The sequence below is a fragment of the Rhizobium sp. CNPSo 3670 genome, from assembly GCF_057784555.1.
In genome coordinates this window covers 238,480-261,714 of record NZ_JBXSOL010000003.1, presented here as the reverse complement: position 1 = coordinate 261,714, position 23,235 = coordinate 238,480, and the positions used below count along the sequence as shown (strand labels likewise).

Here is a 23,235-nt window from a genome sequence, read left to right as displayed (position 1 = left end):
CACTCAGCCCTTCATCATATTGACGTCTTCGACCGCGATCGAGCCGCGGTTGCGGTAGAAGACAACGAGAATTGCAAGACCGATCGCCGCTTCGGCAGCCGCGACCGTCAGAATGAACAGCGCGAAGACCTGACCGACAATGTCGTTCAGGAAGTGAGAGAAGGCGACCATGTTGATGTTGACAGCAAGCAGGATCAGTTCGACCGACATAAGGATGACGATGACGTTCTTCCGGTTGAGGAAGATGCCGAAGACGCCGAGCGTGAAGAGGATGGCGCTGACCGTCAGGTAATGGGAAAGTCCGATGACCATGTTCTTTGTTCCTTGACCTGCCTTTAGACGCCCTGCCCGGGCTTGACCGACACCACCTCGACGGCGGTGGCGGGCGTGCGGGCAACCTGCCTTGAGATATTCTGCCGCTTGATGTTGGTGCGATGCCTCAGCGTCAGCACGATCGCGCCGATCATGGCGACCAGCAGCACCAAGCCGGCAATCTGGAAGAAATAGACGTAGTTGGTGTAAAGCACGTCGCCGAGAGCGGCCGTATTCGTACGCTCGCTGAGCGCCGGGATCGGCATGGCGACTGACTTGGCGATATCAGGCGAGATGACGCTGCCGCCGATCACGACGATCAACTCGGCCGCCAGGATGATCCCAATCAACCCGCCGATCGGCGCATATTCGAGCACGCCTGCCCTCAATTCGGTGAAGTCAATGTCGAGCATCATCACCACAAAGAGGAAGAGGACGGCGACGGCGCCGACATAAACGACGAGCAGGATCATCGCCAGGAACTCGGCGCCGAGCAGCAGGAACAGGCCGGCCGCGTTGAAGAACACCAGGATCAGGAACAGAACCGAGTGAACCGGGTTCTTCGCCCAGATGACCATGAACGCCGACGCCACAGCGACAAAGGCGAAAAGATAGAAAAATAGAGCCTGCAGACCCATGTTGGTGCCTTTTTCATCTTCCCCCGGGCAGCCGGGAGTTTCCCTGCCCGATGAAGCTTCGCGGCACTCGCCGGCAAAGCTCCTGTACATATTGACCGCGAAAGGAGCGAGCCGCTCCATCACAGCATTTCAGATATCAATCAGCGATACGGCGAGTCGATCGCGATGTTGCGGGCGATTTCACGCTCCCACCGGTCTCCGTTATCGAGAAGGCGCGCCTTGTCGAAATAGAGCTCTTCGCGGGTTTCCGTCGCAAATTCGAAATTCGGACCTTCGACGATCGCATCGACCGGGCAGGCTTCCTGGCAGAAGCCGCAATAGATGCACTTCACCATGTCGATGTCATAGCGCACCGTGCGGCGTGTGCCGTCGTTGCGGCGCGGACCGGCCTCGATGGTGATGGCCTGGGCAGGACAGATCGCCTCGCAGAGCTTGCAGGCGATGCAGCGTTCCTCGCCGTTCGGATAACGGCGCAGCGCGTGCTCGCCGCGGAATCGTGGGGAGACCGGGCCCTTTTCGAAGGGGTAATTGATCGTCGCCTTCTGGCGGAAGAAATAGCGCATCGACAGAAAGAACGCGCCGAAGAATTCCTTGAGGAACAGCGAGTTGATGGAGCTGGACAAGCTTGCCATCTTCAACCTCCAATTTTGCCGGAAACGAGAGCAGGCATCATTACGCCCATCCCATCAGTTTCAGCACGAATGCAACGATAATCACCATAGTGAGCGACAGCGGCAGGAAGACTTTCCAGCCGAGACGCATGAGCTGGTCGTAGCGGTAGCGCGGGACGAAGGCTTTGACCATCGCGAACATGAAGAACACGAAGCATGCCTTCAGCATGAACCAGATGATGCCAGGGACCCAGTTGAGGATCCAGATATCGACCGGAGGCAGCCAGCCGCCGAGGAAGAGGATCGTCGTCAGCGAGCACATCAGGCAGACGGCGGCATATTCGCCTAGCATGAACATCATGTATGGCGAGGAGCCGTATTCGACCATGAAGCCGGCGACAAGTTCCGACTCCGCTTCCGGAAGGTCGAAAGGCGGGCGGTTCGTCTCGGCGAGCGCCGAGATAAAGAAGACGATGAACATCGGGAACAGCGACAGCCAGTGCCAGTCGAGGAACGAGGCCGGCAGGCCGAGCATGGTGCCGAGGCCATTGTGCTGCGCATTGACGATGTCGGTCAGGTTGAGCGAGCCGACGCAGAGCAGAACGGTGACGATGACGAAGCCGATCGAGACTTCATAGGACACCATCTGTGCGGCCGAGCGCAGCGCGCCGAGGAACGGGTATTTCGAGTTCGAAGCCCAGCCGCCCATGATGATGCCGTAGACTTCGAGAGAGGAGATCGCGAAAATATAGAGGATGCCGACATTGATGTTGGCGATCACCCAGCCGTCGGCGAGCGGCACCACCGCCCAGGTCGACAGCGCCAGAAGCACCGTAACCAGCGGGGCCAGCAGGAACACCGCCTTGTTGGCGCCGGCCGGAATGATCGGCTCCTTGAAGACGAACTTCAGAAGGTCGGCGAAGGACTGGAACAGGCCGAAGGGACCGACGACGTTCGGACCGCGGCGCAGCTGCACCGCCGCCCAGATCTTGCGGTCGGCAAGCAGCACGTAAGCGATGAAGACGAGCAGGCAGACGAGAAGCAGCAGCGACTGACCGATCATGATGATCCCCGGCCAGACATAGGTTGAGAAGAAAGAATCCATGAGTTCCTGCCCTTACTCTGCCGCGACTTTGAAATTGTTGCGGGCCAATGCCGAGCACTCGGCCATGACAGCCGAGGCGCGCGCTATCGGGTTCGTCAAATAGAAGTCTTTGACCGGCGACGCAAACCCTGACTTGTTCATCTTGCCGGCTTTTTTCGCGACTGCGGCAATTTGGGCGCTATCGGTTTCGGCGATCTCGTCGATGGCGGCGAAATGCGGGAAAGCGGCATAGAGCCGGCCGCGCAGTTCGCTCAGCGAATCGAAGGGAAGCTTCTTGCCGAGCACGTCCGACAGGGCGCGAATGATCGCCCAGTCCTCGCGGGCATCACCCGGCGCAAAGCCTGCGCGGTTGCCCATCTGGACACGGCCTTCGGTATTGACCCAGGTGCCGGACTTTTCGGTATAGGCTGCGGCCGGCAGGATCACGTCGGCATGGTGGGCGCCGTTATCGCCGTGCGAGCCGATATAGACGGTGAGCTTGGCCTTCTTGGCGGTGAAGTCGAGTTCGTCGGCGCCAAGCAGGAAGAGCACGTCCATTGCCGTCAGCATCTCGGCGGCGCTGACGCCCTTGGCACCGGGTACGAAGCCGAGGTCGAGGCCGCCGACGCGCGAAGCGGCAGTGTGGAGGACGGCAAAGCCGTTCCAGCCGTCGACGACCGCACCGACCGAACCGGCAAGCTTGGCGGCACTTGCGAGTACGCCGGCGCCATCGCTGCGCGACAGCGCGCCCTGGCCGATGATGATCATCGGCTTGGCGGCGTTCTTCAGGACGTCGGCGAAGGCATGACCGCCGTCGACCAGATCCTTCAGTGTGTCAGGTCCGCCGCCGAGATAGTCGTAGCTGTAACGCAGTTCACTGGGCTCGCCGATCACGCCGATCGGGAACTTGCCGCGGCGCCAGCGCTTGCGGATGCGGGCATTGAGGATAGCCGCCTCGAAGCGCGGATTGGCGCCGATGATCAGCAGCGCGTCGGCCTGGTCGATACCAGCAATTGTCGGGTTGAAAAGGTAGCTGGCGCGGCCGAGCGACGGATCGAGTGCCGTCCCATCCTGGCGACAGTCGAGATTGGCCGATCCCAGCGACTTCACCAGTTCGGAGAGCGCATACATTTCTTCGACGGAAGCGAGGTCGCCCGCGATCGCACCAATCTTGTCACCCGAGGTGGCGCTGACAGCAGCCTTGATGGCGCCGAAGGCTTCGGCCCAGCTCGCCGGCTGCAGGCGGCCGTCGCGGCGGACGTAAGGCCGGTCGAGGCGCTGCGTCTTCAAACCGTCCCAGATGAAGCGGCTCTTGTCGGAAATCCACTCTTCGTTGATCGCCTCGTTGACACGCGGCAGGATGCGCATCACTTCACGGCCACGGGTGTCGACGCGGATCGCCGAACCGACGGCATCCATGACGTCGATCGACTCGGTCTTGTTCAATTCCCAGGGGCGCGCGGTGAAAGCAAAGGGCTTGGAGGTGAGCGCGCCGACCGGGCAGAGGTCGACGACGTTGCCCTGCAGTTCGGAGGTCATCGCCTGTTCGAGATAAGTAGTGATCTCGGCATCCTCGCCGCGGCCGATCAGGCCCAGCTCGGAAATGCCGGCAACCTCAGTGGTGAAGCGGACACAGCGCGTGCAATGGATGCAGCGGTTCATCACCGTCTTGACGAGCGGGCCGATATACTTGTCCTCGACGGCGCGCTTGTCTTCCTGGTAGCGCGAGGTGTCGATGCCGAAGGCCATCGCCTGATCCTGCAGGTCGCATTCGCCGCCTTGGTCGCAGATCGGGCAATCGAGGGGATGATTGATCAGCAGGAACTCCATCACGCCTTCGCGGGCCTTCTTGACCATTGGCGTGTTGGTGAAGACCTCGGGCAGTTCGCCATTCGGGCCGCCCCGGATGTCGCGCACGCTCATGGCGCAGGAAGCCTGCGGCTTCGGCGGGCCGCCCTTCACCTCGACAAGGCACATGCGGCAGTTGCCGGCAACCGACAAGCGCTCGTGGAAGCAGAAGCGCGGAACTTCGGCGCCGGCATCCTCACACGCCTGCAATAGCGTGAAATGATCCGGAACTTCGATCTCGTTGCCGTCAATCTTCAGTTTTGCCATCGTCGCTCAGTCCTGTTTCCCGTTTGCCTGAAGACGGCAAACAAACCTGTTTTGCAACATTCTCTTTGCCGAGCCGGATCTTTCGTCCTGCCGGCAGCCGATGTCGCCCAAATTGTCTGTCGCGCGTTCCAGACGCGGAACCCGCACCGGCATCTGCGGCGTGAGGCCCCCGCCCCTTCGCCGATCCGCCCTATTTCCGGCCGGTTTGCACGGCCGGACTGTTCATTTCCTTCTGCGGCCCCGCCCGGCCAGAACCTTCGCCTGCCCAATCCAGTCATCACGCGCGATGCGGCCGCTAAGGCCGAGCTCGGCGTCGAGCCGGGCGATATCCTCGTCGGTCCAGGCGGCAATATCGGCGAAGCCGCGAATGCCTTTGGTGTTCAGCACCTGCTCCAGCTTCGGGCCGATGCCGGCGATCAGCTTGAGATCGTCGGCCTTTGCAGTCCGCTGAGCGGCTTTTGCTTTCACAGCCGGCTTTGGCCGGCTCGCCGGAACCGGTTCGGCAGCCGGCTTGACGACTGTCAGCCTCGGCCCAGCCTTCCGCTCGACCGCAGGATTGTCGGCCGCGGGCTTGCGGAAAGCCTTGACGGCCGGGCGGATATTTTCCGGTCGTATGTCGACCGCCGGCGCCGGTTCGTCGGGCGGCGTGTCATCAAGGGCTGCGGCGAGTTTGCCCGTCGTTTCCAGAGCGCCCTGGAAGGCTCCGAAAAAGGCGCTCGCCATCTGCGTCGAGAGGCCGAAACCGATTGCCGTTGCGGCGGCAAAGGCTGCGGCAGGGTGCGCCATCAGCGGATGCACAGGCATTGCCTGCGCGTTTTCCAGCATCTCGGCGGCAAGACGGCCGAAGCCGGCCGCGAAATCGGCGGTCTCTTCCTTCTTCCCACTCTTGGATGCCTTGTCCGTCATGATTATTCAGCCGCCTCCAAAACCGCCCCGTGGTCGAGCGCACTTGCCGTATACTGGTCGATTCGCTTTTCGATCTCAGGGCGGAAGTTACGGATCAGACCCTGCACCGGCCATGCTGCGGCGTCGCCGAGCGCACAGATGGTGTGGCCTTCGATTTGCTTCGTCACCTGGAATAGCATGTCGATTTCGCGCTTCTGGGCATTGCCCTTGGCCATGCGCTCCATCACGCGCCACATCCAGCCAGTGCCTTCGCGGCAGGGCGTGCACTGGCCACAGCTCTCATGCTTGAAGAACGCGGAGATGCGGGCGATCGCCTTGATGACGTCGGTGGACTTGTCCATGACGATCGAGGCGGCCGTGCCGAAGGAGGAGCCGACACCGCGCAGGCCGTCGAAATCCATCGGGCAATCGATGATGTCCTTGGCCGGAACGATCGGGCAGGATGCGCCGCCCGGAATGACGGCGAGCAGATTGTCCCAGCCGCCGCGGATGCCGCCGGCGTGGCGGTCGACCAGTTCGCGGAAGGTGATACCCATTTCCTCTTCGACGGTGCACGGCTTGTTGACGTGGCCGGAGAGCATGAACAGCTTGGTGCCGACATTGTTCGGACGGCCGATAGAAGAGAACCAGCCGGCGCCGCGGCGCAGGATCGTCGGCGCGACAGCGATCGATTCGACGTTGTTGACGGTCGTCGGGCAGCCGTAGAGACCCATATTGGCGGGGAACGGCGGCTTGAGCCGCGGCTGGCCCTTCTTGCCCTCGAGGCTCTCGAGCAGCGCGGTTTCCTCGCCGCAGATATAGGCGCCGGCGCCGTGATGGACGAAGATGTCCATGTCCCAGCCGAGCTTGTTGTTCTTGCCGAGCAGACCGTAATCATAACATTCATCGATCGCCGCCTGCAGCGCTTCGCGCTCGCGGATATATTCGCCGCGCACATAGATATAAGCGGTATTGGCGCCCATGGCGAAGCTCGCGACGACGCAGCCTTCGATCAGCGTGTGCGGATCGTGGCGCATGATGTCGCGGTCCTTGCAGGTGCCGGGCTCCGACTCGTCGGCATTGACGACGAGGTAATGCGGGCGGCCGTCGCTTTCCTTCGGCATGAAGGACCATTTGAGACCCGTGGGGAAGCCGGCGCCGCCGCGGCCGCGAAGGCCAGAGGCCTTCATCTCGTTGATGATCCAATCGCGGCCCTTTTCGAGGATCTGCTTGGTGCCATCCCAGTGGCCGCGGCTCATCGCGCCCTTCAGGGACTTGTCCTTGAGGCCGTAGATGTTGGTAAAGATGCGGTCTTTATCTTGTAACATGCTTCACCTCTTACCGCGGCTTCTTGCCGAAGACCTTGATATATTCCGCTTCGCCGCCCTTGGCGAGCGCCTTGGCCTGCTTGACCCAGTCGTCACGCTCGATGCGGCCGCGGAAATTCAGGTAGCCATCGACCCATTCGCGCTCGGCCTTCTTCCAGCCAGCGACCTGCGAGAAGGTGAAGATGCCGATTTCATTCAATATCGCCTCGATCTTCGGACCGACGCCGGAGATCATCTTCAGGTCATCCGGTGCGGCGGGCTTTTCGATGCCGGCTGGACGGTTCTTGTCGGTCAGGCTGGGCTTGGACGCCGGAGCGGTTTCGGCCTTGGCCGCAGCAAGCGCCGGCTCGGCAGGCGCCGTGCCGGAAACCGGCTGCTGCGCGGCTGCCTTGGCATTCTTCGCTGCTGCCTTCGGCGCCGTTGCCGGCGTCTTCAAGGCGGCATTGGTCTCGGCATCGGTGCTCTTTGGGCGGCCGGCCTCGGAGGGCGGGACCGGCGCGCCGTCGACCGGCGCCGCCACGGTTTCGGTATCGGCCTTCTTGGCGCGTGTCCTTGCCTTCGGCTCTTCCGTCGTCAGCGAGGTCGGGCCGCCTTCAGGTGCTGAGAATATCCGGTCGATCTGGGTGCCCGGCTTGATGCTCGCGCCATTGCCGGCGGCAAAGGTGTCGATGATCTCTTCGAGGCGCTCCGGCGTCAGGTCTTCGTAAGTGTCCTTCCCGATCATCACCATCGGGGCGTTGACGCAGGCGCCAAGACATTCGACCTCTTCCCAGGAGAGCGTGCCTTCGGCATTGCGCTCGAAGGGATGGGCATGGATCTTGCTCTTGCAGACCGACATCAGCGCTTCCGAGCCGCGCAGCATGCAGGGCGTCGTGCCGCAGACCTGGACATGGGCGCGCGTGCCGATAGGATGCAACTGGAACTGCGTATAGAAGGTCGCGACCTCGAGCACTCTGATATAGGCCATGTCGAGCATGTCGGCGATCTTTTCGATCGCCGCGCGCGTGACCCAGCCGTCCTGTTCCTGCGCCCTCATCAGCAGCGGAATGACCGCCGACTGCTGGCGGCCGGCGGGGTATTTCTGGATCGTCTTGTCCGCCCAGACCGCATTTTCATCGCTGAAGGCGAATGCGGCAGGCTGAAATTGATCTTCGGCTAATCGACGAACGGACATTCTTCCTCACGCCTTGTCAGTTTAGGGTTCCACACCGCGAAGCGGTCAAAGACTGCATTTCGCAGGCATAGGCCGACTGGTCTTTCTGCATAAATACGACGAATTTGCTGCCATTCGGAATGGCGGCCTTGATCTGATAGCCCTTGGACAAAAGCTCGCCCATGGACGATTGCTGCCCCGGCGGCGTCACTTCCTTATGACCCAGCGGCGTGCCGAGGGTGTCGGCCTCCTGGGCCGAAACCCCGGATGCCGCAAGAAGAATTGCGACGGCCAGCGGCAGAAGCTGCATCAGCGGTCCACCTCGCCAAAGACGATATCGAGCGAGCCAAGGACAGCAGCGACGTCGGCGAGCTGATGGCCGCGGCACATGAAGTCCATCGCCTGCAGATGGGCGTAACCCGGAGCGCGGATCTTGCAGCGATACGGCTTGTTCGAGCCGTCGGAGACGAGATAGACGCCGAACTCGCCCTTCGGCGCCTCGACGGCGGCATAAACCTCGCCGGCAGGCACGTGGTAGCCTTCGGTGTAGAGCTTGAAATGGTGGATCAGCGCTTCCATCGAGCGCTTCATCTCGCCACGCTTCGGCGGCACGACCTTGCCGTCGATCGACGAGAAAGGACCGGTCTTCGCATCCGAGAGCAGGCGATTGACGCACTGCTTCATGATGCGGACCGATTGGCGCATCTCGATCATGCGGATCAGGTAGCGGTCGTAATTGTCGCCGTTCTTGCCGATCGGGATGTCGAATTCAAGATCGGAATAACATTCGTAAGGCTGGGCGCGACGCAGGTCCCAGGCAGCGCCCGAACCGCGCACCATGACGCCGGAGAAGCCCCAGGCCCAGCAATCTTCCAGAGAGACGACGCCGATGTCGACGTTGCGCTGCTTGAAGATACGGTTGCCGGTCAAAAGGTCGTCAATGTCGTCGAGCGCCTTCAGGAACGGATCGCACCAGTCGCCGATGTCCTGCACGAGCTTTTCCGGCAAATCCTGGTGGACGCCGCCCGGACGGAAATACGCTGCATGCATGCGCGAGCCGCTGGCGCGTTCATAGAACACCATCAGCTTTTCACGCTCTTCGAAGCCCCAGAGCGGGGGTGTCAGCGCACCGACGTCCATTGCCTGCGTCGTGACGTTCAAGAGATGCGAGAGGATGCGGCCGATCTCCGAATAGAGCACGCGGATCAGCTGGCCGCGGATCGGGATCTGGATGCCGAGCAGCTTTTCGACGGCCATCGCATAGGCATGCTCCTGGTTCATCGGCGCGACATAATCGAGCCGATCGAAATAGGGTACCGCCTGAAGATAGGTCTTGGTCTCGATAAGCTTCTCGGTGCCGCGATGAAGCAAGCCGATATGCGGATCGACCCGCTCCACAATTTCGCCGTCAAGCTCCAGGACAAGACGAAGAACGCCGTGCGCCGCCGGATGCTGCGGTCCGAAATTGATGTTGAAGTTGCGGACGTTATGTTCTGTCATGGCGATCGGGCTCGCGTTCTCAGATATTCGGTGAAAGGCGGGCGCAATCCCACCAGCCGCCTTGAATTATTGCTTCGCTTTTTCATCACCCGGCAGCACGTATTCGGTGCCTTCCCAGGGTGACATAAAGTCAAAGTTTCGGAATTCCTGCTTCAGCTCGACAGGTTCGTAGACCACACGCTTTGCGGCGTCGTCGTAGCGCACCTCGACGAAACCGGTCGTGGGGAAGTCCTTACGCAGCGGATGGCCTTCGAAACCGTAGTCAGTCAGGATGCGGCGTAGATCCGGGTGGCCGGTGAACAGGACACCGTACATGTCCCAGGTCTCACGCTCGAACCAGTCGGCGCCGGGATGGACGGCGCAGGCCGACGGCACCGGCGTATCCTCGTCGGTCGCCACCTTGACGCGGATGCGCAGGTTCTTCTTCGGCGACAGCAGATGATAGACGACGTCGAAACGCAGTTCGCGCTGCGGCCAGTCGACGCCGCAAATGTCGATCAGGTTGACGAAACCGCACTTGGCGTCGTCACGCAGGAAGGTCAGGAGCGGGATCAGGTTTTCACCCGTCGCCGTCAGCGTCAGCTCGCCGTACTTCATCTGCGAGGCGAGGATCAGGTTGCCGCGCGCTTCGCCAAGATAGGAGGCAAGCTCAGTCAGGGCTTCACTCATATGCCTTGTCCTTAACCCTTAGCGTTCGATCGTGCCGGTGCGCCGGATCTTCTTCTGCAGCAGAAGCACGCCGTAAAGCAGTGCCTCCGCCGTGGGGGGACAGCCCGGCACGTAAATATCGATCGGCACGACACGGTCGCAGCCGCGAACAACCGAATAGGAATAGTGATAGTAGCCGCCGCCATTAGCACAGGAGCCCATCGAGATGACATAGCGCGGCTCAGGCATCTGGTCGTAAACCTTGCGCAGAGCCGGCGCCATCTTGTTAGTCAGCGTGCCGGCGACGATCATGACGTCGGACTGGCGCGGCGAAGCGCGCGGCGCAAAACCAAAGCGCTCGACGTCATAACGCGGCATGGAGAGCTGCATCATTTCGACAGCGCAACAGGCAAGACCAAAGGTCATCCACATCAGCGAGCCGGTACGAGCCCAGTTGATCAACTCGTCCGTCGAGGTGACGAGGAAACCCTTGTCGGCGAGTTCGTTGTTGATCTCGCCGAAAAATGCGTCGTTGCTGCCGATCAGCTTGCCGGTCGACGGATCGATGATCCCCTTCGGCTGCGGCGCGACGAGCGGCTGATTGCTCACAGGGGTCACTCCCATTCCAGGGCTCCCTTCTTCCATTCATAGATAAAGCCGATGGTCAGCACGAGGAGGAAGACCATCATGGACCAGAAGCCGAACCAGCCGATGGCGCCGAAGGAAACGGCCCAGGGGAAGAGGAAGGCGACCTCGAGGTCGAAGATGATGAAGAGGATCGACACGAGGTAGAAGCGGATGTCGAACTTCATGCGGGCGTCGTCGAAAGCGTTGAAACCGCATTCGTAAGCCGAGAGCTTTTCCGAATCGGGCGCTTTGAAAGCCACGGCGAACGGCGCAATGAGCAGCGCCAGGCCGATAACGAGCGCAATGGCGATGAAGATAGCGATCGGAATATAGGAACTGAGCAGTTCAGTCATCATGTTCATCCTTGCTTGCCGGAGGCGCCAGGCGGCGCATTTGGGCAATTGCCCGACAAGCGAACGTGCGTTGCAACAAGCCGTGGTTAGCGCAGCCGACGCCGCGGCGCAAGACTTTTACAGAGGCAATTCGACGCGTCGCGGGCGGACATTATCAAGCAGATGCAACGATGTCGCGACAAATCCGCAGAAGTCGATTCAAGCTGCATGCCTGACCCCTGGAAACTGCATGGCTTTCGGAAGAGAATGGCGCGAGTGACGGGGCTCGAACCCGCGACCTCCGGCGTGACAGGCCGGCACTCTAACCGACTGAGCTACACCCGCGCATGACGGACGGAAGAGCCGGACGGCGGCGACTGAACGCCTGCTTTGAAATGGCGCGAGTGACGGGGCTCGAACCCGCGACCTCCGGCGTGACAGGCCGGCACTCTAACCGACTGAGCTACACCCGCACTTCATTTCAAGCAATCCGGATGCCTTCGCACCCTCACCAAAACGGCTGGCCGTTTCGATGAGCGGCTAACTACGGGGTTCGCCTTTTAGTGTCAAGCAGGTTTGGAGACAAAACCATGACAGTCGTTGAATTGTTTCGGCAAAGCCGCTGCAGGAAGAACGAAAGCCGGCAATTCCAACCTCCGCAGCCGTAGCGAGGCACGATCGGAGCCGACAGCGCAGGCAAAATGCATAAGCCCGCGGCTCCCCCTCCCCTTTATCCACAGGCCGACCGAGCCCGTTCGGCAGCGCAGACGAGCAGACCACCGCCAAAAAAATCAAAAATTCTTCACAAACACTCTTGCGGTTTTGCCGCGATCCGCATAGATCACGGCCACCAACGCAGCAGGCCGATCGGCTTCGCCAGCGATGGGCGATTAGCTCAGTTGGTAGAGCGCCTCGTTTACACCGAGGATGTCGGGAGTTCGAGTCTCTCATCGCCCACCATTTTTCCTCTTGAGTTTCGAAGAGTAATGTAGCCGCAGTGATCTGCCCCTGATTGGCTCAATGCAGCTATCTGCCTATGCAGAAGCCATCTCACATGAACGCGACCCGACATTCGGCAAGACATTCCGGCGCAGCATAGCTGTCCGGCAGGTCAAATGCGGCGCCGTCTGGGAAGCCAGGTTCCACCAAAACGGACTACTCCAGCCTCCGCGCACCTCCTATTAGGCGAATGGATGAGGGCGGGCAAAAATGAGACTATTCGTCGCCCGGAAGTCTCCGCGCTTGAAGGCTTACGGCGCCGGGGGGTACCATGAGAACTCTATGCTCCGCATTGACGCTGTGCATTGCGATTGCCCTTTGCACGCCAAGCTCCATCTATGTCAGCCTGCCCGGATACGCCTTCAAGACGAATCCGAAATGCCAGCGCCACGTACCGAAGACGAAGTTTGACAGAAGGTGCGACCAGCCGATACTGGGCTTCAAGGACTTTACGCCTCCGCTTGTGACCGTCCTCGGGATCTGAAGATCCTGCTCGGCTGCCGGCAAATCATCCCTTCGCCAACTCCTGATCCACCGCCGAAACCAGCCGCGAATCATCTGCCGTCACATCGGGCGCGAAGCGGGCGGCGACTTTGCCGTCGCGGCCGATCAGGAATTTTTCGAAATTCCAGAGAATGTCATCCTCGTCGCCGCCTGATATGCCGTGGGCATTCAGGCGTTCGCGCATCGGACCCTCGCCCGTCGTCTTCACGCCCGATTTGGTCAGCTGCCGGTAGAGCGGGTGCTGGGCCTCGCCCTTGACCGAGATCTTAGAAAAGATCGGGAAGGTGACGTCGTAGGTGGTGGTGCAGAAATCGAGGATCTCGGCGTCCGTGCCGGGTTCCTGGCCCTTGAAGTCGTTGGCGGGGAAAGCGGCGATGACGAAGCCGCGCTCGCGCTTTTCGCCATAGAGTCTTTCAAGCCCCTCATATTGCGGCGTCAGCCCGCATTTCGACGCGACGTTGACGATCAGAAGTACCCTGCCCTTGTATTCGTTCAGCGTAGTCTGTCGACCATCCACCGTCTTGACCGGAATATCCAGCACATTGCCCGTCATGGGAACCTCCAATTGGCACGGATCGTTCCGGGAGCTTAGCGATATCGCCGCTATTGTCATCAGGGTGAAGATCAACTCGACGTCAGCATCCCCGGCGTCGCCGTTTGGCGACACCGGGGGAGCCCGTCAGGCGGGCGAGGTTTCCCGTACGTCATCGAGTAGGAAATGGACGACGAGATAATCCGTCTTGTAGTGGCGGCCGCTGTCCGAGACGGATTCGACGCTGCCACCATCCTTTGGATGCCAGGGATGATAATGAGGGTTGGTGGTGATGAGCGTGATGGCCTTGCCGGCGAACGGTCCTTCGCCCAAGCGGAAGCGCATCTCGGCGAGCGGCCAGATTCGCTCGTAATCTTCCATGGCGATGCGTGCCTTCAGCGCTTTCCGGTGCAGCGGCTCGCCGGCGCCTGCTTCTGCGGATGATTCCAGCATCACTTCTTCGGCATGGGCAATGATGGCATTGAACTCTTCGGGCCACATCCGTCTCATGAAGTCGCTCCTCCCAGGGCTCTTTCGTCATTCACAGGCGAAACTTAACCTTTTGTCCGCAAGAAGCAAATTCTTGTCATGCCGTTGTCATCCGCCTCGGCTGCTCCTACGTTCCCCTCGAACCGCACAAGGGCCGTCAGCCGGCCCCAATCCCGAGATCAAAGATGAAGACACGTGAAGAAAGGCAGGCGCTGCGGGCGAGCATGCCGCGCACCCCGCTCAGCGCCCATCATATAGAAAACGCCCGGCTGCTGCCGGATCGGGGCGAACTGCTCTACCGGATCCCGAATGGCGGCATCGGCGTCGAGGTGGGAGCGGCCTTCGGCGAGTATACGGCGGAGATCCTGGAAAAGAATCGCCCGGCCCAGCTTTATCTCATCGATCCCTGGTCGATGGATCGCTACAGCTCCGGGCTCGACGCGATTCACACGAATTTCGCGGCCGAGATCGAGGCTGGCCGGCTGCACCTGATGCAAGGCACATCGCTCGACAAGCTCGCCGAATTCGAGGATGACTTCCTCGACTGGGCCTATATCGACACCGATCATTCTTTCGAGCTCACCTGGCAGGAGCTCCTGCTCTGCGAGAGGAAGGTGAAGCGCACAGGACGCATTGCCGGCCATGATTTCTGCACCGGCAACACCGTCAAACCGATCGTCTACGGTGTCGTCGAGGCGGTTACGAAATTCTGCAAGGATTATGGCTGGCAATTCGAATTCCTGACGGTCGAATCACACGCGCATTTTTCCTATTGCCTGAAGCGCCTTTGATCAGTTCACGCCTTGCCGGAATATTGTTCGTCGCTGACCTTTTCCATCCAGTCGACATGGCTGCCGTCCAATGCCTCGTGAATGGCAATATGCGTCATGGCCGTCTCCGGGCCGGCGCCGTGCCAGTGTTTTTCGCCCGGCGCAAACCAGACGGTGTCGCCGGCGCGAATCTCGCGAATCTCCCCGCCCCAGCTCTGGGCAAGGCCCTTGCCTGAGGTGACGATCAGCGTCTGGCCGAGCGGATGCGTGTGCCAGGCGGTGCGGGCTCCGGGTTCGAAAGTGACGGAGGTTGCCTTCACCCTTGCCGGCGTCGGCGGCTCGATCAGCGGATCCTGCCGAACGGCGCCGGTAAAATAGTCGGCCGGCGGCTTCATCGAGGGGCTGGAGCCAGCGGGCTTGATCTCCATGATCGTTCCTTTCCATCCATGCTGTTGAAGCTTTACGGTGCGACGATATTTGATCGAGGCGACCGATCAAGACCAGATCGGCAATTGCCGCGCAGTTGCCCGCCTGATAGGCCAAAGCGTTCATAACCTAGGGAGATGTTCATGAAACACCATGCGTTTGGCCGCATGCCGTTCACCGTTACCAATGTCGGCTTCGGCGCCTGGCAGATCGGCGGCTCCTGGGGCGATATCAGCGAGGCGGATGGGCGGGCGGCGCTGAACGCCGCGCTCGATGCCGGTATGACGTTCGTCGACACGGCGGATGTTTACGGCGACGGCCGCTCGGAAAAGATCATTGCCGATGTCCTGAGGACGCGCGGCGGCGAGCGCCCGATGGTCGCAACCAAGGCAGGCCGCCGCCTCAACCCACATGTCGCGGAAGGCTATACCAAGGCCAATCTCCAAGGCTTCATCGACCGCAGCCTCAAAAACCTCGCGGTCGACAGCCTCGATCTCGTGCAGTTGCACTGCCCGCCGCGCGAGGTGCTTTACCTGCCTGAGGTCTTCGAGGGCCTCGACGCGCTGCAGAAGGCTGGAAAGATCAAGGGTTATGGCGTTAGCGTCGAAAAAGTCGAGGACGGGCTGAAAGCGATCGAATATCCCGGCGTCGTCAGCGTCCAGATCATCTACAACCTTTTCCGTCAGCGCCCCGACCATCTGTTCTTCGAGGAAGCATGTCGCAGGAATGTGGCGATCATCGCGCGCGTGCCGCTGGCAAGTGGTCTTCTCTCCGGCAAGATCAGCCGCGAGACGCAGTTTGCCAGCGACGACCATCGCAATTTCAACCGCCACGGCGAAGCTTTCGATGTCGGCGAGACCTTTGCCGGCGTACCTTTCGAGGTCGGGCTGCAGGCGGTTGAGGAAGTGCGCAAGCTGGTGCCGGCCGGCGTCACTATGGCCGCCTTCGCGCTGCGTTGGATCCTGATGGCTGAAGCCGTTACTGTCGTCATCCCCGGCGCCCGCAATGCCGAACAGGCGAGAGCCAATGCGGCCGCAGCCGATCTCGCGCCGCTCTCGCCCGATGTGATAGTGGCGACGCGCGAGATATACAATCGGCTGATCGCGCCGCATGTGCATCAGCGCTGGTAAGGCTGGAGCGAGTCGCTTTTATTGAAGGCTGCAGCGAGCCGAGAGCGGCCCCTCACCGGCTGCCGCCATCGACCGGGGTCGCGGCACCGGTTTCGACCCGTCCTCCGGACCCCCGCGAGCGGGGCGAAGGGATATGCCGCACGTGCTTCCTTCACCTCGACGTTGCGCTTGGCACGTCCCCTCGCCCCGTTTTAACGGGGAGAGGGTTAGGATGAGGGGCAGCTTTCAGTTCGTGGCACTCAGTTCGACCGGAAAGAACAAGGTCTCGCCGGAAGAGTCGCTCACACGGTCATTATCGGTGACAGCGTAAGGCTTGCCGGAGGCGTCGAAGGTGAAGCCTTCGAGCTTGTCGAGCACATAGCCGTTCGTCACGGCCTTGAGTTCGTCGAGGAAGTCGTGTGCTTCGGTCTTCTTCACGACCGGCAGTTCGGTGCCGAGCTTGGCGGGCTTCAGTTCCGAGATCGCCACCTTGTAGAGCTTCTTCAGCCTGGCGGCGTCGCCGACGAGGTTGTCGCGCTCGATGATGTAAACGTTGTCGCCGTGGGCGGAGATCTCAGACAGGCCGACCCAGCCGCTTTCCGTCTTGTCGAGGGGATAGCGCACGGCGCCCCATTCCTTTTTCTTCGGATTGTAGGAGACGAGCTTGACGAAGCCCTTCTCGTCGTCACCCCACTCGCGCTGGACGGCCATCCAGAGCGTGGCATCGTCGCCGGTGCCGACAATGGTGACACCCTCGAAGCCGTAGCGAATTTCGTTGGCGGCGAGTTCCCTAGGCAGAGCAATCTCGGCCTTGATGTCGCCCTTGGCATTGACGTTGTAGAGCGCATGCGGGACGAGGCGCTCGCTGTTTCCCTCCGAGGCGAGCCAGAAGGAGCCGTCGGCTGCGACCGCAATGCCTTCGATATCGAGCTTCTGGGCCGGACCACCGTCGCGCTTGACGACGAGGGCGTCGGTGATCACGGCCGGTTTCTTGCTGGCGTCGATCGTGTAGATCGTCGGCTGCGAGCCCAGAACGCTGTCGCTGACGGCGTAGAGCATGCCCGGTTTTCCGGGAACGGCGGCGAGACCCGAAAGCGCTGCGAAACCGATCGGATTGCCGTCCTTCTCGGCGGAGACGATCTGTGGATAAGCTTTTTCGCCTTCCGAGCGCTCGTAGATCATCACGTGCGAGCGCACTCCGCCGTCCTTGCCGAGATCGAGTTCATTTGCGGTCGCAAAGAGATTACGCTGGGGGATAGCGACCCCGCCTTCCGGCGAAATGCCCGACGGCAGAAGCTGCACGAGTTCGGGGTCGGCGCCGGTATCCTTATAGACGCCGACGACCGAGGCGCGCTCGGCAAGCAGGAAGAAATACTGGTCATCGCCGAACTTGGCGGCTTCGAGACCTTCCGGCTCGACGCCCTTCGATCCCGAACGGCTTTCCGGATAATGGCCGATATGGGCGACGGCGCGTTCGAAGGATGCGCCCGATTCGTAGAGGACCTTGCCCGTCTTGTCGAAGATGGTGAAGCCGCGCGAGCCGCCCTGATAGTCGCCTTCATTGGCGACGACGAGGCGGTTGTCGTCCAGCCACTTCACGGCGTCCGGCTCGCGCAGCACGCCCTTCGATTCGCTCGAGAATTTCAGGGCGCGGTCGCGCTTCGTGTCGATGCCGGAGAGATCGACGCTGCCGGCGGTAAAGTGGGTCTTCACCTGAGCCGTGTTGGCGTCGATGATGACGATCTCGTTATTTTCCTGCAGCGTGAGCGCAATCTCGTTCTGCCCGTTGAAGGCCACGAATTCCGGCTCCGGATCTTCAGGGGCAACACCGGCGAGACCGTTCAGCGCCACATGCTTGATGGCGCCGCAGTCGACGGTGCCGTTGTTGACCTGGAAAACGGCGAGCTCGCCGGCCGGCATCTGCGGGATCTTGCCGTCATTGACCTCTTCGTCGCGTTCGTTTTCGATCGCGATGGCGCCGAGCGTCTTGTCCTTGTTGAGGGCAATCGAATCCGGCTGGCCACCGAGATCGCAGATGTTCTCGATCTTCTTCGTCGCCACGTCGACGATTGCGAGGCGGCCTGAGGGCTTGGCCTTGCTTTCGGAGGTGTTGACGGCAACCAGCGCCTTGCCGGCGCTCGAGGTAACCGATGTCGGCTCGCCATCCATCATCAGCGCGCCGGCGGCTTTCGGGGCCTTGGCGTCGGTAATGTCGATGAAGCCGATCGCGCCGAGCGGACTGTCGCTATAGATCAGTGTGTTGCCGTCGTCGGTCGCGGTGATGATTTCCGCGGATGTCGGCGACAGCTTGTCCTTGTCAGCAGGCAGGTTCTGGGCGACCGGGAAGGAGGCGATGCGGTTGAAAACCGGCTCGGCCGCGGCCGGGACGGCAACGGATGCGAGAAGCACGGCAGCGAGCGCTGCCTTGCGCGATAAAATTGTCATGAAATCCCCCAATGTCGAAAGATCGAACAGAGGGGTTTTGCGGGACTGCCATGACAGAGACATGACAGTCCGCGAGTTTTCAGAGGTCGGCGTCAGGCCGGCTGCCTTTCCCGGCGCATCTCGTTTTGCATGATGAAGAGCGACGCTGAAAGAATGAGCGCGGCGCCCAGCCAGAGATAACCGGCCGGCGCATAACCGAAAAACAGCCAGCCGGCGAGCACGTTCAGCGGCAGCTTCAGATCATCGAATGGCTGGACATAGGCGGCGTCAGCACTGGCATAGGCTAGGGTCAGCAGATATTGCGCCACGACCGTCAGGAGGCCCGCCACAAGGAAGAGCGCGAGTGTCGTGCCTGTCGGTACGGCGAAGCCCGCCGCAAGTGCCAGACCGCCGTTGATCGGCGTCAGCAGCACCAACAGCCAGACGGTGATGGTCTCTGGCCTCTCGATACCGGTCAGGCCCTTGGTGATGAGCGAGGAGGCACCCCAGAGCAGTGCCGAGAGCACCGGCAGGAGCGCTGCGCAGGTGAAACTATCAGACCATGGCTGGAGGATGATCATCACGCCGGCAAAGCCGACACCGGTCGCTGCCCAGCGGGCCGGGCCGACGCGCTCACCGAGGAACAGGCGGGCACCGAGAATGATGAAGAAGGGTGAGGTCATGACCAGCGCGATCGCCTGCCAGATCGGCACTGAGGCAAGACCGGAAACCCAGGCCTCGACACCAGGCGCGGCAAAGAGGACGCGCACGACGTGCCGCCGGGGATAGTCGGTACGCATCGCCGCAAGGCTTGCGCAGGAAGGGCAAGGAGAAGAGGAAGGCAAAGGCATATTGCCAGAAGGCTGCGGAGGCTGGCGGAAAGGCGAGTTTCATGGTTAGCCACTGGGTGAAGACGTTGAGCAGCGAGAAGGCCACGCCTCCAAGCACCATGAAAGCAGCGCCGGCAAAAGGCGCGAGAACGCGGCATTGTAAGGGAAATCTGATTCATGTCTTCCATCCAGAACTACAGCGCCGCGCGTCTTTCCAGACGCGCAAAGGACGCTGTAGCGCTTTTAATTGCTGCATAATTCATCCTTAAATCGATTCCGATTTAAGGAATTATGCAGGCGACCAACATAAATCAGGACGCATGAGGCGACGGCGCGCAGGGGCCGGCAGTCCCCTGCCCGCTCACGGCCATGCTCATTCTCTTTCTTCCGGACTATACCGTCGGCTCCGGAATCGCACCGGATCTGCTGACCCTTCCCCGGCCGAAGCTTGAGAAGGCGCTCGCGGGCTCGGGCCACAGCCCTTACCGCCGGTGGGGACTTTCACCCCGCCCTGAGAACAGCATTGTTGGTAAGACAAAGCGCTGCATACGGCAAGCGGCAAAACAAAAGGGGTCCGGCAGCGCCGAACCCCTCGAAAACCTGCTCAGCCGTTCTCGTTTACGGCCGGCGGATGATGAATCAGCCGTTGACGGCGTCCTTCAGGCCCTTGCCGGGCGTGAACTTCGGCACGTTGCGGGCTGGAATATCGACTTCAGCGCCGGTCGACGGGTTGCGGCCCTTCGTTGCAGCGCGATGAGAAACGGTGAAGCTGCCGAAACCAGCGAGGCGGATATCGCCCTTGTTCTTGAGTTCGGCCTGGACAACGTCGAAAACCGCGTCAACAGCGGAAGCCGCGTCAGACTTCGTCAGTCCTGCCTTTTCGGCCACTGCGGACACGAGTTCATTCTTGTTCATGTTTCCACCCCTTTCTAAATGGTATGAAACGACTCAAATGTAAGCTAGGCGCAGAATAGGTTTCATCAGGCCCGCCGGGAACCCAAAAGCCCTGCAAATCAAGGAAAAGCAAGCGTCTCCATGACGTTTTCACAAAAAAGGCTGGCGTTTCCGCCAGCCTTTTTGCGTCTTTTGCTTCAATCGGGCATAAATGTGGCAAACGCCACTCAATGCGCGATCGTTGCGCCCGTATCGTCGAGGCCTTCGACCGACGTGATGACGGGCGTTTCCACCGTGCCATCCCACTCGATCGGCTCCGGCCGACGGATCAGCGCATGCTTGATCACCTCGCCCATCCGCGAGACCGGGATGATCTCCATGCTGTTCTTCACGTTATCCGGAATCTCCGCCAGGTCCTTGGCGTTTTCTTCCGGAATCAGCACTTTCTTGATGCCGCCGCGAAGCGCCGCAAGCAGCTTTTCCTTGAGACCGCCGATCGGCAGCACCCGGCCGCGAAGGGTGATTTCACCGGTCATCGCCACATGCTTGTTGACCGGGATGCCGGTCATGATCGAAACGATGGCGGTTGCCATGGCGACACCGGCCGACGGGCCATCCTTCGGCGTCGCACCTTCCGGCACGTGCACGTGGATGTCGTTCTTTTCGAACATCGGCGGTTCGATGCCGAAATCGACAGCGCGCGAGCGGACGTAGGAAGCCGCCGCCGAGATCGATTCCTTCATGACGTCCTTCAGATTGCCGGTAACCGTCATGCGGCCCTTGCCCGGCATCATCACGCCTTCGATGGTCAGCAGCTCGCCGCCGACTTCCGTCCAGGCAAGGCCGGTCACGACGCCGACCTGATCCTCGCCCTCAGCTTCGCCATGGCGGAAGCGCGGGACGCCGAGATAGTCGGCGATGTTGGCGGCCGTCACGTGAACGGACTTCGTCTTGCCCTTGATGATCTCGGTGACCGCCTTGCGGGCGAGCTTCATCAATTCGCGTTCGAAACTGCGGACACCGGCTTCGCGGGTGTACTGCTGGCTGATCGCCATCAGGGCATCGTCGCTGACCGAGAATTCTTCCGGCTGCAACGCATGTTCCTTGATAGCCTTCGGCAGCAGGTGCCGCTTGGCGATCTCGCGCTTTTCATCTTCGGTGTAGCCGGCGATACGGATGATCTCCATGCGGTCCATAAGCGGTGCAGGGATGTTCAGCGTATTCGCGGTCGTGATGAACATCACATCCGACAGGTCGTATTCGACTTCCAGATAGTGGTCCATGAAGGTCGAGTTCTGCGCCGGATCGAGCACTTCGAGCAGGGCCGAAGACGGATCGCCACGGAAATCCATGCCCATCTTGTCGATTTCGTCGAGCAGGAAGAGCGGGTTGGACTTCTTCGCCTTCTTCATCGACTGGATGACCTTGCCGGGCATCGAGCCGATATAGGTGCGGCGGTGACCGCGGATTTCGGCTTCGTCGCGAACGCCGCCGAGCGCCATGCGGACATACTCACGGCCGGTCGCCTTGGCGATCGACTGGGCGAGCGAGGTCTTGCCGACGCCCGGAGGGCCGACGAGGCAGAGGATCGGGCCCTTGATCTTGGTGGCGCGAGCCTGCACGGCGAGATATTCGACAATGCGTTCCTTGACCTTGTCCAGACCGAAGTGATCGGCCTCGAGGATCTTCTCGGCATTGTTGAGGTCGGCCTTGATCTTCGACTTCTTGCCCCACGGAATGCCGAGCAGCCAATCCAGATAATTGCGCACGACCGTGGCCTCCGCCGACATCGGGCTCATCTGGCGCAGCTTCTTCAGCTCCGCCTCGGCCTTTTCACGGGCCTCCTTGGACAGCTTGGTCTTGGAGATGCGCTCTTCCAGTTCGCTCATCTCGTCACGGCCTTCCTCGCCGTCACCGAGCTCCTTCTGGATCGCCTTCATCTGCTCGTTGAGATAATATTCGCGCTGGGTCTTCTCCATCTGGCGCTTGACGCGCGAGCGGATGCGCTTTTCGACCTGCAGCACCGAGATCTCGCCTTCCATGAAGCCGAGAGCCTTTTCGAGACGCTGCTTGACGCTCGTCGTCTCCAGCATCTCCTGCTTCTCGGTGATCTTGATCGACAGATGCGAGGCGACCGTATCGGCGAGCTTGGAATAGTCGTCGATCTGGCTGGCGGCACCGACCACTTCCGGCGAAATCTTTTTGTTCAGCTTCACATAGCTTTCGAATTCGGAAACGACCGAGCGCGACAAGGCTTCCAGTTCGACCGGATCGTCATGGGGCTCCTCGAGCACATGGCCGAGCGCCTCATAGAAATCCTCACGGCTCGTATAAGTGTCGATCTCGGCGCGGGCGCGGCCTTCGACCAGAACCTTGACGGTGCCATCAGGCAGCTTCAGCAGCTGCAGCACGTTTGCCACGGTGCCGACATTGTGGATCGCCGAAGGGTCCGGATCATCGTCGCTGGCGTTGATCTGCGTCACCAACATGATCTGCTTGTCCGAGCCCATGACCTCCTCGAGCGCACGGATCGACTTTTCCCGTCCGACAAACAGCGGCACGATCATATGCGGGAAAACCACGATGTCACGCAAAGGCAGAACAGGGTAGGCAGTGCTGCTCGCTACAGACGTTTTCTTCGTCATTTTTTATCCTTTCCATCGTCCCGTTGCCGGGCTCTTTGCACGGCCGCTTGGGATCAGCCGGCACTCTCACTTGGCCTACAAGTGGAGGTTCTTACTATGCTTTTCAAGCCACGCTAACGCCCGCGTTCCCCGGATATGACAGCTTCGTTACAACGGAACACCAGCACTATGAAACGCGTGGCTGGACCGGCGCTTACCACTTCCGACCCGGCTATATACAACGCCAGCAATACACTCACGGAATCACTGCATCATTGCCAAGCATCGCCCCTTGCGCAACATCGGCAAAGGCAAGCTCCAGTTCCCACCGGCAAAATACTAACAGCGCCTCGCATGGTTTTTCAAATAGAAAGGGGCTCGCCTATGGCAAGCCCCTTAAA

General features: G+C 60.8%; 22 protein-coding genes, 3 tRNA genes, 1 pseudogene and 1 riboswitch. Of the genes and pseudogenes, 4 read left to right on the top strand and 22 right to left on the bottom strand.

Features of this window, described 5'->3' with window-relative positions; translation table 11 throughout:
- Positions 1 to 3: 3 nt before the first annotated feature.
- The 15 genes from nuoK to AC13QO_RS04390 form a co-directional block, all read right to left on the bottom strand.
- Complete coding sequence (nuoK, locus tag AC13QO_RS04460) at positions 4 to 312, bottom strand: NADH-quinone oxidoreductase subunit NuoK (protein WP_010066755.1); 309 nt, start codon at positions 310 to 312, stop codon at positions 4 to 6.
- A gap of 23 nt (positions 313 to 335) precedes the next feature.
- Entirely contained in the window at positions 336 to 950 is a 615-nt protein-coding gene (locus AC13QO_RS04455) for an NADH-quinone oxidoreductase subunit J (protein ID WP_011424932.1), read from the bottom strand.
- Between the two features lie 140 nt (positions 951 to 1,090).
- Complete coding sequence (gene nuoI, locus AC13QO_RS04450; RefSeq protein WP_004680064.1) at positions 1,091 to 1,582, bottom strand: NADH-quinone oxidoreductase subunit NuoI; 492 nt, start codon at positions 1,580 to 1,582, stop codon at positions 1,091 to 1,093.
- Positions 1,583 to 1,622: 40 nt separating this feature from the next.
- Entirely contained in the window at positions 1,623 to 2,666 is a 1,044-nt protein-coding gene (nuoH, locus tag AC13QO_RS04445; protein WP_085777781.1) for an NADH-quinone oxidoreductase subunit NuoH, read from the bottom strand.
- Positions 2,667 to 2,678: 12 nt separating this feature from the next.
- Complete coding sequence (nuoG, locus tag AC13QO_RS04440) at positions 2,679 to 4,760, bottom strand: NADH-quinone oxidoreductase subunit NuoG (RefSeq protein WP_085777780.1); 2,082 nt, start codon at positions 4,758 to 4,760, stop codon at positions 2,679 to 2,681.
- 222 nt (positions 4,761 to 4,982) lie between these two features.
- Positions 4,983 to 5,666 carry a 5' DNA nuclease gene (locus AC13QO_RS04435; RefSeq protein WP_488539993.1) on the bottom strand — a complete coding sequence of 228 codons (684 nt, stop codon included), beginning with the start codon at positions 5,664 to 5,666 and terminating at the stop codon, positions 4,983 to 4,985.
- A gap of 2 nt (positions 5,667 to 5,668) precedes the next feature.
- Entirely contained in the window at positions 5,669 to 6,973 is a 1,305-nt protein-coding gene (gene nuoF / locus AC13QO_RS04430; protein WP_085777778.1) for an NADH-quinone oxidoreductase subunit NuoF, read from the bottom strand.
- A 10-nt stretch (positions 6,974 to 6,983) separates the two neighbouring features.
- Positions 6,984 to 8,147, bottom strand: coding sequence for an NADH-quinone oxidoreductase subunit E (locus tag AC13QO_RS04425; RefSeq protein WP_085777777.1), 1,164 nt, complete (start codon positions 8,145 to 8,147; stop codon positions 6,984 to 6,986).
- 16 nt (positions 8,148 to 8,163) lie between these two features.
- Positions 8,164 to 8,436: a hypothetical protein gene (locus AC13QO_RS04420; protein WP_085777776.1), complete on the bottom strand. Its 273-nt coding sequence runs from the start codon at positions 8,434 to 8,436 to the stop codon at positions 8,164 to 8,166.
- Positions 8,436 to 9,626: an NADH-quinone oxidoreductase subunit D gene (locus AC13QO_RS04415; RefSeq protein WP_085777775.1), complete on the bottom strand. Its 1,191-nt coding sequence runs from the start codon at positions 9,624 to 9,626 to the stop codon at positions 8,436 to 8,438. The genes AC13QO_RS04420 and AC13QO_RS04415 overlap by 1 nt, the downstream gene beginning before the upstream one ends.
- Positions 9,627 to 9,692: 66 nt before the next feature.
- Entirely contained in the window at positions 9,693 to 10,295 is a 603-nt protein-coding gene (locus AC13QO_RS04410; RefSeq protein ID WP_085777774.1) for an NADH-quinone oxidoreductase subunit C, read from the bottom strand.
- Between the two features lie 18 nt (positions 10,296 to 10,313).
- Complete coding sequence (locus AC13QO_RS04405; protein ID WP_085777773.1) at positions 10,314 to 10,898, bottom strand: NuoB/complex I 20 kDa subunit family protein; 585 nt, start codon at positions 10,896 to 10,898, stop codon at positions 10,314 to 10,316.
- Positions 10,889 to 11,254, bottom strand: a complete 366-nt coding sequence (locus AC13QO_RS04400) for an NADH-quinone oxidoreductase subunit A (protein ID WP_010055493.1) — start codon at positions 11,252 to 11,254, stop codon at positions 10,889 to 10,891. Before AC13QO_RS04400 ends, AC13QO_RS04405 begins: the two co-directional genes overlap by 10 nt.
- 247 nt (positions 11,255 to 11,501) lie before the next feature.
- A tRNA-Asp gene (locus tag AC13QO_RS04395) sits at positions 11,502 to 11,578 on the bottom strand.
- A 51-nt stretch (positions 11,579 to 11,629) separates the two neighbouring features.
- Positions 11,630 to 11,706, bottom strand: a tRNA-Asp gene (locus AC13QO_RS04390).
- A 411-nt stretch (positions 11,707 to 12,117) separates the two neighbouring features.
- Here AC13QO_RS04390 and AC13QO_RS04385 point away from each other — a divergent pair.
- Both AC13QO_RS04385 and AC13QO_RS04380 read left to right on the top strand, forming a co-directional pair.
- A tRNA-Val gene (locus tag AC13QO_RS04385) sits at positions 12,118 to 12,193 on the top strand.
- Positions 12,194 to 12,503: 310 nt separating this feature from the next.
- A complete protein-coding gene (locus AC13QO_RS04380; protein WP_085777772.1) occupies positions 12,504 to 12,716 on the top strand; it encodes a hypothetical protein in 213 nt (70 codons plus the stop codon).
- 24 nt (positions 12,717 to 12,740) lie between these two features.
- Here AC13QO_RS04380 and AC13QO_RS04375 read toward each other — a convergent pair whose 3' ends face one another.
- Complete coding sequence (locus tag AC13QO_RS04375) at positions 12,741 to 13,289, bottom strand: glutathione peroxidase (protein WP_085777771.1); 549 nt, start codon at positions 13,287 to 13,289, stop codon at positions 12,741 to 12,743.
- 126 nt (positions 13,290 to 13,415) lie between these two features.
- Positions 13,416 to 13,778 carry a hypothetical protein gene (locus tag AC13QO_RS04370; RefSeq protein ID WP_085777770.1) on the bottom strand — a complete coding sequence of 121 codons (363 nt, stop codon included), beginning with the start codon at positions 13,776 to 13,778 and terminating at the stop codon, positions 13,416 to 13,418.
- 164 nt (positions 13,779 to 13,942) lie between these two features.
- On the opposite strand from AC13QO_RS04370, the gene AC13QO_RS04365 reads away from it, so the two are divergent.
- Positions 13,943 to 14,548 (top strand): class I SAM-dependent methyltransferase, encoded by a 606-nt coding sequence (locus AC13QO_RS04365; RefSeq protein ID WP_085777769.1) that lies wholly within the window; start codon positions 13,943 to 13,945, stop codon positions 14,546 to 14,548.
- Between the two features lie 5 nt (positions 14,549 to 14,553).
- On the opposite strand, the gene AC13QO_RS04360 is transcribed toward AC13QO_RS04365, so the two are convergent.
- Positions 14,554 to 14,955, bottom strand: coding sequence for a (R)-mandelonitrile lyase (locus AC13QO_RS04360; RefSeq protein WP_085777768.1), 402 nt, complete (start codon positions 14,953 to 14,955; stop codon positions 14,554 to 14,556).
- A 141-nt stretch (positions 14,956 to 15,096) separates the two neighbouring features.
- On the opposite strand from AC13QO_RS04360, the gene AC13QO_RS04355 reads away from it, so the two are divergent.
- The gene (locus AC13QO_RS04355) at positions 15,097 to 16,083 is read left to right on the top strand and encodes an aldo/keto reductase (protein WP_085777767.1); all 987 of its coding nucleotides are present in this window, start codon (positions 15,097 to 15,099) and stop codon (positions 16,081 to 16,083) included.
- 225 nt (positions 16,084 to 16,308) lie between these two features.
- Here the strand turns inward: AC13QO_RS04355 and AC13QO_RS04350 are convergent, their stop codons facing one another.
- The 4 genes and pseudogenes from AC13QO_RS04350 to lon form a co-directional block, all read right to left on the bottom strand.
- Positions 16,309 to 18,507 (bottom strand): esterase-like activity of phytase family protein, encoded by a 2,199-nt coding sequence (locus tag AC13QO_RS04350; protein WP_488539992.1) that lies wholly within the window; start codon positions 18,505 to 18,507, stop codon positions 16,309 to 16,311.
- 92 nt (positions 18,508 to 18,599) lie between these two features.
- A pseudogene (locus AC13QO_RS04345) lies at positions 18,600 to 19,504 on the bottom strand (DMT family transporter).
- 183 nt (positions 19,505 to 19,687) lie between these two features.
- Positions 19,688 to 19,839, bottom strand: a riboswitch (FMN riboswitch).
- Positions 19,840 to 19,955: 116 nt separating this feature from the next.
- A complete protein-coding gene (gene hupB / locus AC13QO_RS04340; protein ID WP_003558438.1) occupies positions 19,956 to 20,231 on the bottom strand; it encodes a DNA-binding protein HupB in 276 nt (91 codons plus the stop codon).
- Positions 20,232 to 20,437: 206 nt separating this feature from the next.
- Positions 20,438 to 22,855 (bottom strand): endopeptidase La, encoded by a 2,418-nt coding sequence (gene lon, locus AC13QO_RS04335; RefSeq protein ID WP_085777766.1) that lies wholly within the window; start codon positions 22,853 to 22,855, stop codon positions 20,438 to 20,440.
- Between the last annotated feature and the right edge of the window lie 380 nt (positions 22,856 to 23,235).